The organism is Agrobacterium sp. S7/73, from assembly GCF_019355535.1.
Lineage (GTDB): Bacteria > Pseudomonadota > Alphaproteobacteria > Rhizobiales > Rhizobiaceae > Agrobacterium > Agrobacterium tumefaciens.
The window spans coordinates 2052501-2065764 of sequence record NZ_CP072137.1 but is presented as its reverse complement, the minus strand read 5'-3'; the positions used below and the strand labels follow the sequence as shown (position 1 = coordinate 2065764).

8 protein-coding genes, 1 tRNA gene, 2 rRNA genes and 1 pseudogene (1 of these 12 running past the window's edge) are annotated in these 13264 nt (G+C 56.3%); 4 read left to right on the top strand and 8 right to left on the bottom strand.

Annotated features, from left to right (window positions below; all coding sequences use genetic code 11):
- Positions 1–604 precede the first annotated feature (604 nt).
- Positions 605–754 carry a nucleotidyltransferase domain-containing protein gene (locus J5276_RS30825; RefSeq protein ID WP_323131579.1) on the top strand — a complete coding sequence of 50 codons (150 nt, stop codon included), beginning with the start codon at positions 605–607 and terminating at the stop codon, positions 752–754.
- A gap of 925 nt (positions 755–1679) precedes the next feature.
- Here the strand turns inward: J5276_RS30825 and J5276_RS24300 are convergent.
- The gene (locus tag J5276_RS24300; protein ID WP_174012485.1) at positions 1680–2162 is read right to left on the bottom strand and encodes an SDR family NAD(P)-dependent oxidoreductase; all 483 of its coding nucleotides are present in this window, start codon (positions 2160–2162) and stop codon (positions 1680–1682) included.
- A 98-nt stretch (positions 2163–2260) separates the two neighbouring features.
- Positions 2261–3157 carry a LysR family transcriptional regulator gene (locus J5276_RS24295; protein WP_111810204.1) on the bottom strand — a complete coding sequence of 299 codons (897 nt, stop codon included), beginning with the start codon at positions 3155–3157 and terminating at the stop codon, positions 2261–2263.
- Positions 3158–3247: 90 nt separating this feature from the next.
- Between J5276_RS24295 and J5276_RS24290 the strand changes: the two genes are divergently transcribed.
- Both J5276_RS24290 and J5276_RS24285 read left to right on the top strand, forming a co-directional pair.
- Positions 3248–4456 (top strand): MFS transporter, encoded by a 1209-nt coding sequence (locus tag J5276_RS24290; protein WP_013762453.1) that lies wholly within the window; start codon positions 3248–3250, stop codon positions 4454–4456.
- A gap of 16 nt (positions 4457–4472) precedes the next feature.
- Positions 4473–5639, top strand: coding sequence for a serine hydrolase (locus J5276_RS24285; RefSeq protein WP_174012483.1), 1167 nt, complete (start codon positions 4473–4475; stop codon positions 5637–5639).
- 396 nt (positions 5640–6035) lie between these two features.
- Here the strand turns inward: J5276_RS24285 and J5276_RS24280 are convergent, their stop codons facing one another.
- The gene (locus tag J5276_RS24280; RefSeq protein WP_013762451.1) at positions 6036–6584 is read right to left on the bottom strand and encodes a GNAT family N-acetyltransferase; all 549 of its coding nucleotides are present in this window, start codon (positions 6582–6584) and stop codon (positions 6036–6038) included.
- A 466-nt stretch (positions 6585–7050) separates the two neighbouring features.
- Positions 7051–7863 carry a nickel-binding protein gene (locus J5276_RS24275; protein ID WP_076846200.1) on the bottom strand — a complete coding sequence of 271 codons (813 nt, stop codon included), beginning with the start codon at positions 7861–7863 and terminating at the stop codon, positions 7051–7053.
- Between the two features lie 238 nt (positions 7864–8101).
- Between J5276_RS24275 and J5276_RS24270 the strand changes: the two genes are divergently transcribed.
- Entirely contained in the window at positions 8102–9166 is a 1065-nt protein-coding gene (locus J5276_RS24270; RefSeq protein WP_174012481.1) for a class I SAM-dependent methyltransferase, read from the top strand.
- A 161-nt stretch (positions 9167–9327) separates the two neighbouring features.
- Here the strand turns inward: J5276_RS24270 and J5276_RS30470 are convergent.
- The 4 genes and pseudogenes from J5276_RS30470 to J5276_RS24255 form a co-directional block, all read right to left on the bottom strand.
- Positions 9328–9450, bottom strand: a pseudogene (locus J5276_RS30470) (type II toxin-antitoxin system Phd/YefM family antitoxin); the annotation flags it as partial.
- Positions 9451–9827: 377 nt separating this feature from the next.
- Positions 9828–9904, bottom strand: a tRNA-Met gene (locus J5276_RS24265).
- A gap of 288 nt (positions 9905–10192) precedes the next feature.
- Positions 10193–10307: ribosomal RNA gene (gene rrf / locus J5276_RS24260) — 5S ribosomal RNA — on the bottom strand.
- A 221-nt stretch (positions 10308–10528) separates the two neighbouring features.
- Positions 10529–13264 (bottom strand): 23S ribosomal RNA (locus J5276_RS24255); it runs 71 nt beyond the window's last position.

The window sequence follows — 13264 nt, the reverse complement described above, 5'->3', positions numbered from 1 at the left end:
CTTACATCATGCTGCAACTGTCTGCGGCGGCCCATGGAGGAAAAACTGAAACTGGATGTAATAGGCCTGCGCATTATCGAGGCAATGAAGCTCCACGGACGCCTGACCAAACAGACGCCGGCGTAGCCGTTGGTTTGTCGACCACCCCGGCTTGGGCGCGATTGAAACGGATTGAGGCACAAGGTTTGGTCACTGGTTTTCACGCCCGCTTATCAAGGGCTGAACAACTGCCCGTTTGGGTGCTGATGGACGTAACACTGGCCAGCCATCGCCGGTGGATTTCAAACGCTTCTAGAGCGCTGTCAGCGCCAAAGCGGAAATTGTGTCCTGCTAGTCAGTGGCGGTGGCGTCTATTATTTCCTGACGGTGGAAACCACTGACATCGACAGTTATCAACGCATCGTCGGCCGAATGCTGGCCATGGAAATCGGTATCCACCGCCGCTTTACCCATATCGTGACCCGGGCTGAGAAAGACGGGATGGACTAAATTCACTCCAGGATCAAACCGGGCAGACTGCGCAGCAGCTCTCTTTGGCCCGATCATGTCGCCCGGTCTGTAATAGGTAAAGCATGTAGATGGTTTTCGGAGGTTGATATAACATTTGGGTCATGGACCGAACCATTGCCATCCGACGCTTAAAGAAGCACGATCGCGCCATAAACGGCATGGGCGCGACGGGCCTTATCTATTTGGATCAACAGCGCGGGATGAAGCCGGCTCTTCCAGCGATTTAGACGTTTTCATTGATTAAAGACCCTTCCAAAAAGTTCTCGCTTCTGGACCTACTTGGGGTTCAGCAGTTTCTTGAAGAAAAGCTGGCCATAGAGGTCGATGTGACCACTCGCAATAGCCACCATCCCATGCTTCGCCACGACAACGACCAATCGGCTGTTCGAGCTTTATGATGGTAAAGCGAAAAGTAGAGCCTGTTCTGGCGGAAATGCTGGAAGAAATTGAAGGCATTCAGAGCCACACGACCGGTAAGACATTAGCGGACTTTGAACAAGCTTGCCGTCAACCGTGGGCTGGAAATCGTCTCCGAAGCATCACGGCACGTTCCCGATGAATTGCTCGTGTTAGCGCCGAGTTGCTGGAGCACAACCTTAACGAAGAGGTCCTCTTTATTCGCGGTCGCTACCATGACCAAGATACGGCATCAGTCCAAAGGTGACTCATCGAAGCGCTCACAAACGATTTCACCGACGATGTTTCCTTGGCCCTGCAGAACGGCGCAGTGGACGTGGCCGACCTGCCATCGGGTACCGTCCTTAGGCGCATTCCTTGAGCTGATTCATATCTTTCCCGCGCACCTGCGGGGACGCAACGGGTCGAGGTGGTTGGACCCTCGGCATTTCGGTCACTTTATTACTCATCGGGGAGGTACGTGGTTTTTCGAAGAACTACATCCGTTCGGATTAATGCCCGTCACCATGTTGGTTTCAAACCCCGACGCTTGCACAGACATGGTCAATCGACTTAAGCGGCTAGTACCAGCGCCGGTTTTTTTTCCAGCGACCACAGTAGTAAATTCGTCGCAGCGCTTTACGGACTCTGGGCCAAAGTGGTCGACCCGCAGTCAACGAAACGACACCGGTTATGTCCCCCTTAGTCTTGAACCGGGAAGATTCGAATTTTTTGTTGCTGACCATGGTATCGGTGTTCTTACCAGTTTGAGATCAAGCCCGAGCTACGCATATTTGACCGACCATGATTGAACTCGTTCTCTCCCGGGGGATGTCCGTTCGCGACGCTTCCTGCACGGCAGCTAGCTCAAGGGCGATGTTTCTAGCCCTGATGTCATCCAGCACGCGAACGCGGTCGGTGTCACTTTGGCCAGGCAGGATCATGTTGACCGTGACCCAGTGAGGCGCGCGCTGCGTCGACAGCGTTTTCGACCACCCGGCGACCGCGGCGCGAACCGCTTTCGACAGGGCGAAACCGGCAATGGGTCGCTCGATGCCCGATGAACCGATGATGATGATGCGACCCCATTGACGTTCGATCATGCCGTATGCAAGCGCGTCGGTGATCGAAAAGATCGAAACCCGCCTCGAATCGACCGCTGAACGCCATGCCTCAGGCGGCTGGACGAGTGCTGGCGAGCGGCTTTCGGAATGGGCGGAAATGTCGTCGCGCCCCTTGGCCTTTGCGCTGGCCACGTAGGCGCGGACGATCTCCTGATCCTTTCAAGCGAACGTCAGTTGCCGCCAGTGAGGCCTAAGGCCACGAGGTTTGGTGCGAACGCGCGAATGACAAATCACCTATGTTGCTCACGCAGAAGGTTTTCAGCCATAAAGGAGACGAAGGCGGACACCTTCGGCGAGGGATGCCGGTTTGCCGGCCAGAGGATATGGAAGGCACCGACCTCTTGCATATAGTCCTCAAGCACGCTGACCAGCGTACCTCGCCGGAGCTGCTCCCGGATCGCGAATTGCGGCAGGCATGCAAGCCCGAAACCTCCCTCGGCCAAGCAGATCTGCGGCTCGAGCGTGCTTGCTACCGATGTCACGGGAAGAACAAGTTCAAGGGCCGCGCCGTCCGCCACCATCGGCCAGCGCTCCAGCTTGCCGGTGGACGGATATTTGTGATGATGGCAGGCGTGACCGAGCAGATCGTCGGGCGTCGAAGGCACGCCACGCGCCGCGAGATAATCGGGCGATCCGACGATCCGGTGCGAGAATGCCCCTGCCCGACGCATCATCAATCGCGAGTCCCGGGCTTCGCCGGTGCGGACCACGGCATCGAAACCTTCGTCGATCACATCCACCAGCCGGTCGGTGAAGTCGAGGTCAAGCTCGATCTCGGGATAGGCACGCATGAAGGCCATGACTGCGGGCATCATCAGCATGCCGATTAGTGGCAGGCTGACACGAAGACGTCCGCGCGGCGCCTGACGGATTTGCGACAACTCCAGTTCAGCGGCCTCGATCTCGCTGAATATGCGGCGGCAGCGATCGAGGAACAGAGCTCCTTCCGCAGTCAGCGTCAACGAGCGCGTCGAGCGATGGAAGAGGCGAACGGCAAGCCGCTCTTCCAGCCGCGCGACCGCCTTGCCGATGGCCGAGCCAGAAACGCCAAGCCTCGCGGCTGCACCCGCAAAACTACCGCAATCTGCCGTTTGAACGAAGGCATTCAATGCGCCGAGATGTTCCATCCACCGGTCCCTATTGCGGACATCTATGTCCGATATGATGAGAACTCTAGCATAATTCTCCAATCGCGGCGACCGGCTTATGGTCAGGGCATGACAAACATGCACTTATTCGCCGCGTCCCCCGTCGACCCGCCCCAACCCCGTCGTCTGCCGCTCTCGGGCCTGCTCGCACTCGCCATGGCCGGCTTCATCACCATTCTGACCGAGGCGTTGCCCGCAGCTTTGCTGCCGCAGATCGGCGCGGGCCTTGCCGTGTCGGACGCACTGGTGGGCCAGATGGTGACGATCTACGCGATTGGATCGCTCATCGCCGCGATCCCGCTGACGGCGGCGACGCAAGGCATACGACGGCGGCGGTTACTCCTCGCTGCCATCGCCGGTTTCGCAATCGCCAATACAGTTACAGCCGTCTCCTCTAGCTATCTGCTGACGATGGTCGCACGATTTTGCGCCGGCGTTTCGGCCGGGTTGCTCTGGGCGTTGCTCGCAGGCTATGCGGCACGCATGGTGCCCGAGGCACTAAAGGGACGGGCTATCGCGGTGGCCATGGTGGGCACGCCGCTCGCGCTGTCGCTTGGCATTCCGGCCGGTACTTTTCTGGGCACCCTCCTCGGGTGGAGGGCGTGTTTTGGCCTCATCAGCGGCTTGACTCTGGTACTGGTTGTTTGGGTTATCGCGAAGGTGCCAGACTTCGGAGGCCAGCCTATGGAGCGTCGCCGCGGGCTCGGCACGGTGTTTACTCTGCCCGGCGTGCGCCCGGTCCTGTTCGTCACCATTGCCTTCGTCCTCGCTCACAACATCCTGTACACCTATATCGCCCCGTTCTTGGTCGAGGCCGGCATGGCAGCGCGGACCGATCTTGTGCTTCTGGTCTTCGGCACGACAGCACTGGCAGCCATCTGGATCGTCGGTGTCCTGATTGACCGTCAACTGCGAAGCCTGTCGCTCGCCAGCATCGCTTTGTTCGGGCTTGCAGCGCTGGCGCTTGGGCTATGGGGTGAGAACCCAGCGGTTGTCTACGGTGCAATCGCGGTCTGGGGCCTCGCTTTTGGCGGAACTGCCACGCTGTTTCAGACCGCTCTTTCGAACACCGCAGGCGATGCTGCCGATGTTGCTCAATCCATGCTGGTAACCGCCTGGAACCTTGCAATCGCCGGTGGCGGTATCGTCGGCGGGTTGATCCTGCAGCAGAGTGGCGTTGGCGGCTTCGCCCCAGCCATTCTTATCCTCCTCGTCCCGGCATTCATCACAACACTTCTTGCACACCATCATGCCTTCCCACCGGCTGCCAATCCCTGATCCAAAGGAAATTCTCATGACATCCTCAAATTCTTCGATCGTATCGCGCCTGGACGCCGTGATAGACGGCGCGATTGCAGCCGAACGCATCGTCGGTGCTGTCGTCCTTGTCGCGCTCGACGGCAAAACAATATATTGCCGCGCAGCAGGGCTCGCCGACCGGGATGCCGGCACGGAGATGCGAACTGACGCTATCTTCCGACTGGCCTCCGTCTCGAAACTCTTCTCCGCTGCGGCTGCCCTAGCGCTAGTCAGTCGCGGGATACTGGATCTCGATCGACCAATCACGGAATGGCTACCGGCGTTCACGCCCACCTTCGAGGGACGACCGGCTCTTATCACCTTGCGTCATCTACTCAGTCACAGCGCAGGGCTCAGCTACGGCTTTTTTGAGCCGGAAGGCGGGCCTCTCGCCCAAGCAGGCGTGTCGGACGGTATGGACCGCTCCGACCTGACGCTTGCCGACAACATCCGGCGCCTTGCCGGCGTCCCCCTCTCCTTCGCTCCGGGGTCGGCATTCCGCTATTCGTTGGGGATAGATGTTGTGGGTGCGGTGATTGAGGCGGCAACAGGGCTCGCCTTGCCGGAATCCATCCGCAAGCTCGTCACCGAGCCGCTCCGTCTTAAGGATACCGGTTTTGCGCTTTCCGATCCATCCCGGGTTACGGCTGCATACGCGGACTCCACGCCACGTCCCCGCCGGATGCACGAACCGGACTGCTTGCCATTGCTCCCCGGTATGGCAAGCGTCATGATGGATCCATCACGGGTGTTTGATACCAAGGCTTTTCCTTCAGGCGGCGCCGGTATGGTCGGCACAGCGTTCGATGTGTTGCAGCTGATAGAAGCGTTACGGCAGGGCGGCGGTGAGATGATGACTGCCGATCATGCCTCCGTGATGGCGCGTGACCAGATAGCCGGGATCGACATCGAGGGATCGCCGGGCTGGGGCTATGGTCTCGGTTTTTCGGTGCTGCGCGACAGCCAGGCCGCAGGCGTGGCCGAGCCGGCAGGCACCTGGCGCTGGGGCGGGGCCTACGGGCATAGCTGGTTCACTGACCCAAGCAACGGCCTGACAGTTGTGGCCCTGACCAATACCGCATTTGAAGGCATGTCCGGCGCCGGGCGGTTTTCTACCGATATCAGTCGGGCCATCTATGCAGCGATGGCGGAGGCGTCATGAGCGAGAAGTGAAATTAGCGATGCTATCCAACAATTCTAATCGAAGACTACGCCTTTAGGCGGGTTCAAACAGGCGCCCCTCTTTGCGACCATGCTATAACAACGATTTATCCGTCTCGCGCAGATAATCTCCCTTCACCGAAATATCATTCGTTCACACGATTAGCCAACAGCTTCATGAGATCCATTCATTCGTGAAGAATCGCCACGATTAGGGCGGGCGCATCCTGATGTTGACACCGTCCGGCGACTGAAGGCCGCGGGGAGATTAGAGCTGTATGCGTATCATCCTGAACATGATCCAGGTTTTACCTTGGATTTCGCATAGGAGTCGCTCGTGAGAGACCCAGTTGGTTTATGCGGGAAGCTACAGCCGGATTGGTAACCCGGGACGGTCTCAGCGAACTTTGGAATACAGGAAAGCGTCCCTTGGTTCGTTCGACAAATTTGGATGGAAAAGATACCGCCGAAGCAACGCTTCCTGGGTCATACCAGCCTTTTCCATCACACGTGCTGAGGCCACGTTCATGACATCACAAGCTGCCTCGGTGCGATAGATCATCGGATGGGTAAGGGCATGCTCGATTGCCCATTTTACCACTTCAGTCGCAACGCCCTGTCCCCAGTGATCCTTCCGGACAAGCCAACCGTAGGAAACTCGCGGTCCCGCCAGTCGTGCGTCAATCCTTCCAACAAGTTCGCTCGGCACTTCGCGTCGGCAAATGACCGCTGGAAACGTGGAGCCACCTTCCCACTCCAGATAGGAGCGTTCCGCAGCTTCCTGCGTCTGGGAAAGGTCTGTGTGCGGACGCCAAGTGAGATATTTCGTAACTTCACGATCAGTTGCCCAACCAGCAAAGATTGCGTCGCCATCAGATGGTTGAACCCGCCTGACTAGAAACCGCTCTGTGAAGAATTCCTCCGGGAGGCGATACGCCAAGTCCATTCCATCGATCCTTGATCGCGCTCTTGCCAGCGCCATTGCAGCGTACCACTTGGCGGCGCAACGTACATTATTTGCGGCCGATGCCATGCAACGTTTATAGATTTCCCAAATTAGCCATGGAAATCAGTGCCTGAAATGGAATTCTGTGGTTTTTCTATCTAGTGCCGCACTTTTCATCAATATGCTCCCAACCAAGGCGACATTGAATTGCAAAGTGACCGTGACCTGCCACTGAGAAATTCCTCCAGAATAAATTAGAGTCCGGCCCATTTTGAACCGCCCCAGGTTTCTGGACCAGCTGAGGCTAGAGTTTTCCGGCTTCGCAGAGCGGCCGCCCGGCGGTGGGGCAGGTGTCCACACCTCGCCAGACATCAGGGCGGTGTTGCCCGACCGAACAAACCGCACGGTGGCTCCGCGCAGATCACCATTTGATGGTCATTTCCACATCAGATTTCAAATCACGTCGCTAGTGCAGCCACTCGCAACGATAGGCGATGACCGGCTCGGCAAATCCTTTCAGTCTGTATTGATTGCCATGGACGAGGACATCGGCGCTGCCATATTCCTGGAAGGTCTTGTCCGATATCAGGATCTGGTCGCTCTCGGCCGCGGCACAGAGCCTGGCTGCCAGTTGCACTGTCGCACCGAAGAAATCATTGCTGTCCTCGATCGGCTCACCACAATCCAGTCCAATGCGGATGTGAATGGGCTCACCGTTGCCGCTGTTGTAGCGATGGAACTCGCGCTGGATATCAATGGCGCAATCCACGGCAAACGGTACGGACGAGAATACAGCCATTATGCCGTCGCCGGTGTGCTTGACCTCCCGCCCCGACCGTCGCCCGAGACAACCGCGAACCAGGGCATCGTGTGCGCGGACTAGTTCCGCCGCCATACGATCGCCAAGGCGGGCCGTCATCTCGGTTGAACCGACAATATCAGTGAACAGGATCGCACGGTGGCCGGCATCCATATCTTTCGAGATGGTAGCAAGCGACAAGGGATCCTGTATTCGCCCGAGAAACGCTTCCACAGCGGACAGAGCGACTTCCACAACTTCACTGGCGACAAATCCGTGGGCTTCCCGATGTACGCACTGCGCAGTTTCAGCGTCTGGAGCATCGATAAGGCAGAAGGCCGTACCACGCCTTTCATCAAACCAGTAGGTCAGGAACCTGACGCCGTACTGATCCTGAATGTTGAGATCTTTAAGGTGTGCCGCGGCGATATCCGCCGCTGAAACTCCGGCAAGCTCGTGCCGGTCCATGAAGATAGGCATTGCTTCCTCCCGGGAGTATATCGTTGCCTGGTCTTCAAGCCAGTTTACGACTTCCCCGCGCCATCGTCCATCACTCTTACCTGTAACGCTAGTCAGGAGCGGACCACCGATAGAGCGATATTGGTTTGCGTGACAAATTCAGGGTATTCGGCTATCTTACGTCGCCTACGAGCATTCACTGACGCGTAAATTTTCGGTCAGCCTTTGCCCGCCAACTCAATTAATTGGGGGGAATGAAATGACACAGCTCGACGAAACAAAACTGAATTCTTTTATTGGCAAAATGCTGGGCGATCTAGGGGGAGCCTTCAGTGTTCCAACTGTCAGGATTGGCTTGAGATTGGGCCTGTTCGATACGTTGCACCGCGCCGGACCGCTAACATCCACAGGCCTTGCGGCAGCCTCCGGTAACCTGTTGGAACGCTACGTCAGGGAGTGGGCGCTGGCACAGGCGGCAAACGGCTACATCGACTACGACAGCGGTTCCGGGATGTTCAGTCTCTCACCCGAGCAGGCCATGGTGTTCGTCAACAATGACAGCCCCGTCTATCTCGAAGGAGCTTTCGATCTGGTCGCGGCGATGATCGAGGGAGAGCCCAAGGTTGAGCACAGCTTCCGGACCGGCGGCGGGGTGCGATGGGGTGACACTGCAGGTTGCCTATTCTGCGCAACGGGCGCGTTCTTTCGGCCGGGATATGTGAACAATATTGTCCAATCGTGGCTGCCCGCCCTTCATGGCGTTGAGGACAAACTGGAGAAAGGCGCCCGGGTCGCCGATGTCGGCTGTGGCGTCGGCTTCTCGACAATTCTTATGGCCGAGGCATACCCCAACGCCAGCTTCACAGGCTATGACTTCCACGAGCCATCCATAGAAGAGGCCAACAAGCATGCCCGAAGCCATGGGGTGGACGACCGGGTGAAATTCGTGGCGGCGACGGCCAAAGACATCAAGGATACGGATTTCGATCTCATCACCAGTTTCGACTGTTTGCATGATATGGGTGATCCGCGTGGGTGTGCGGGGCACATGTCTCGTATCCTTAAAAAGGACGGCACCTGGATGATCGTCGAACCTATCGCGGGCGACCGCCCGGCGGACAATATGAATCCTGTCGGCCGCCTTTACTACAATGCTTCAACCATGATCTGCGTGCCAACGTCACTTGACCAGGAGGTTGGTGAAGGATTGGGAGCTCAGGCCGGCGAAGCTAAGCTCTCAGAGGTCATTCGTTCGGGTGGCTTTTCCAGCGTCAGGCGAGCCTTCACCGGGCCTTTCAACATGGTTCTGGAAGCGCGGGTTTAGGATTGTTTCGGGCGCGTTGCGCACCAGCATTGTAGACCAGAGTATTTGCCAGTTAATGGTGCGGAACATGGCGACGAGATTTGGTGGGGATCAGCCGTTCGTGCTCTTTCGTCCTCGCCGAGGTTGCTGCGCTTTCCGGTGAGGCGCTCGAACTCGCGTTACGTCATCAACACACGAGATGGCCGGCCGCGATCGGTGATGATCACAGGTCCCGCTTGGGCGGCTTTCTTTGCCTTGCTAACGTCAAGATCGACTTCACTGCAGGAAAAACGTGTCATAGTCATCGGAAACCTCTATGTAATCCGAGATCCGCAAAGCGGAGAAGCCACCTCCCCTGCGGCATCCCAATCTGGCAAAATTTCATCATGAGGAGATCGCTGCTCTTCCCGACCAGCTTGGCAACGAGGAGACGAGGGCACAGGCGGCCGACAAGCTTCTCACGCTGGTAAACCGCATTGATCTCGTGCCAGATGGTGCGGAACCGGTGATCGTACTGCGCGGCAATCTGGCCGCGATCCTGACGTTTGCTTCTGGCAAGAGGAAAACAGAGTTCCTCAACGAGAGGGCAATACTTGACAAACTGTTGAGCCGAGCCAGGACGATCGAAGGGCAAAAACGCAAAAAGCCTCGTGATGGGGCTTTATTGGGATCGCAGGGATATTGGTTGCGGGGGCAGGATTTGAACCTGCGGCCTTCAGGTTATGAGCCTGACGAGCTACCGGGCTGCTCCACCCCGCGTTACCAGCGTAAATCCCTATGGGATTTATCGCGACCAGCGTAAATCCCTATGGGATTTATCGCGACCAGCGTAAATCCGTATTGGATTTATCGCGACTGCATCACAGGGACGCTGTGATGTATAGTTCCGGATCAAATTGCCGAAGGCGATTTGTCTCCTTTAAGGGACGCACGTTGCGTTTTCCTTATGTTTTCATGTTCCGCAATGCAAAAAGGCCGCTTTGAGCGGCCCTTTGTATCGGCTGGGCCGAAGAGTTTGCTTGAGAAGATATTTGTTGCGTTTTGCAGACCTGGCAGCGACCTACTCTCCCGCGTCTTGAGACGGAGTACCATTGGCGCTGGGGCGTTTCACGGCCGTGTTCGGAATGGGAACGGGTGCAGCCGCCCCGCGATAACCACCAGGTCGGCAAAACGCAACACAGTTCATGTTTTCACATGAGTGTTGTTTCGAGAAGCTGGGAAGCTTGCGCTTCATTTAATTTAACACGTCTTTCTGCGACCCTTCCCGTATGTTTGCCATACAGACCAGAGGTCGTCGCGCCCTGTGGCGCGGCCCGTCCGGAGCGCTATGCGCGTCAGGACAGAACAGATGATGCTCATCTTTGATGAGCATGAACAATGGGAACGAAGAAGTCGATCGAGCTATTAGTAACGGTAAGCTTCACATGTTGCCATGCTTCCACACCCGTCCTATCAACGTGGTCGTCTTCCACGGCTCTGATAGGGAACACTCGTTTTCAGGTTGGTTTCCCGCTTAGATGCCTTCAGCGGTTATCCATTCCGTATATAGCTACTCTGCTATGCCCTTGGCAGGACAACAGATCCACCAGAGATACGTCCATCCCGGTCCTCTCGTACTAGGGACAGATCCTGTCAATATTCCTACACCCACGGCAGATAGGGACCGAACTGTCTCACGACGTTCTGAACCCAACTCACGTACCGCTTTAAATGGCGAACAGCCATACCCTTGGGACCTGCTCCAGCCCCAGGATGCGATGAGTCGACATCGAGGTGCCAAACAACCCCGTCGATATGGACTCTTGGGGGTCATCAGCCTGTTATCCCCGGCGTACCTTTTATCCGTTGAGCGATGGCCCTTCCACACGGGACCACCGGATCACTATGACCGACTTTCGTCTCTGCTCGACTTGTCAGTCTCGCAGTCAGGCGGGCTTATGCCATTGCACTCGACGACCGATTTCCGACCGGTCTGAGCCCACCATCGCGCGCCTCCGTTACTCTTTCGGAGGCGACCGCCCCAGTCAAACTACCCACCATACACTGTCCCGGATCCGGATAACGGACCGCGGTTAGACATCCACGAAGATAAGGGTGGTATTTCAAGGATGGCTCCACAAGAACTGGCGTCCCTGCTTCAAAGCCTACCACCTATCCTACACATGCCTTGGCGAATGCCAGTGTAAAGCTATAGTAAAGGTGCACGGGGTCTTTCCGTCTGACCGCAGGAACCCCGCATCTTCACGGGGAATTCAATTTCACTGAGTCTATGTTGGAGACAGCGGGGAAGTCGTTACGCCATTCGTGCAGGTCGGAACTTACCCGACAAGGAATTTCGCTACCTTAGGACCGTTATAGTTACGGCCGCCGTTTACTGGGGCTTCAGTTCAGAGCTTGCACCCCTCCCTTTAACCTTCCAGCACCGGGCAGGCGTCAGACCCTATACGTCGTATTGCTACTTCGCAGAGCCCTGTGTTTTTGATAAACAGTCGCTACCCCCTGGTCTGTGCCACCCCATCATACTTGCGTAAAATGGGGTCACGCTTCTTCCGAAGTTACGCGTGCAATTTGCCGAGTTCCTTCAACATAGTTCTCTCAAGCGCCTTGGTATACTCTACCTGACCACCTGTGTCGGTTTCGGGTACGGTCTATACGGTGGAGCTATTTCCTGGAACCTCTTCGCCGCACATTCAATCCAGTAAGAATGTACAACACACGAGATCCGTCACTACCACCAGGCCCACGAATATTAACGTGGTTCCCATCGACTACGCGTGTCCGCCTCGTCTTAGGGGCCGGCTAACCCTGCTCAGATTAACTTTAAGCAGGAACCCTTGGTCTTTCGGCGAGGGAGTCTCTCACTCCCTTTATCGTTACTCATGTCAACATTCGCACTTCCGATATCTCCAGCAGCCCTCACGGGTCCGCCTTCACAGACTTACGGAACGCTCCGCTACCACGCAACAGTCACTACAACTGTCACATCCTCAGCTTCGGTGCATGGCTTTAGCCCCGTTACATTTTCGGCGCAAAGACCCTTATTTAGACCAGTGAGCTGTTACGCTTTCTTTAAATGATGGCTGCTTCTAAGCCAACATCCTGGTTGTTTTGGGATCCTCACATCCTTTCCCACTTAGCCATGACTTGGGGACCTTAGCTGGAGGTCAGGGTTGTTGCCCTTTTCACGACGGACGTTAGCACCCGCCGTGTGTCTGCCGACTAGTACTCCTCGGTATTCGGAGTTTGGTTAGGATCAGTAAGACGGTGAGTCCCCATAGCCCATCCAGTGCTCTACCCCCGAGGGTATTCGGTCGACGCTCTACCTAAATAGATTTCGCGGAGAACCAGCTATTTCCGAGTTTGATTGGCCTTTCACCCCTAGCCACAAGTCATCCCAATCTATTGCAACAGATACGGGTTCGGCCCTCCAGTTGGTGTTACCCAACCTTCAGCCTGCTCATGGCTAGATCACTCGGTTTCGGGTCTAATGCAACTAACTCAATCGCCCTATTCAGACTCGCTTTCGCTGCGCCTACACCTACCGGCTTAAGCTTGCTAGTTACACTAAGTCGTTGACCCATTATACAAAAGGTACGCCGTCACCCTTGCGGGCTCCGACTGTTTGTAGGCATCCGGTTTCAGGTTCTATTTCACTCCCCTCGTCGGGGTGCTTTTCACCTTTCCCTCACGGTACTTGTTCGCTATCGGTCATGCACGAGTACTTAGGCTTGGAGAGTGGTCTCCCCATGTTCAGACAGGATTTCACGTGCCCCGCCCTACTCAAGGACAATGACTGTTCTACGCGTAAGGGGCTATCACCCTCTATGGCCGACTTTTCCAAATCGTTCCGCTTTATTCATCATTGCCACTGGCCTGGTCCGCGTTCGCTCGCCACTACTTACGGAGTCTCGGTTGATGTCCTTTCCTGCAGGTACTTAGATGTTTCAGTTCCCTGCGTTCGCTTCTTACCCCTATGTATTCGAAAGTAAGATACCTTATCACAATGCTTGGAAACCCAGGCCGTTCATAAAACAGACTGGATTTTCCAAGCATTTAAGGTGGGTTGCCCCATTCGGAGATCCATGGATCAAAGCTTATTCGCAGCTCCCCACGGCTTTT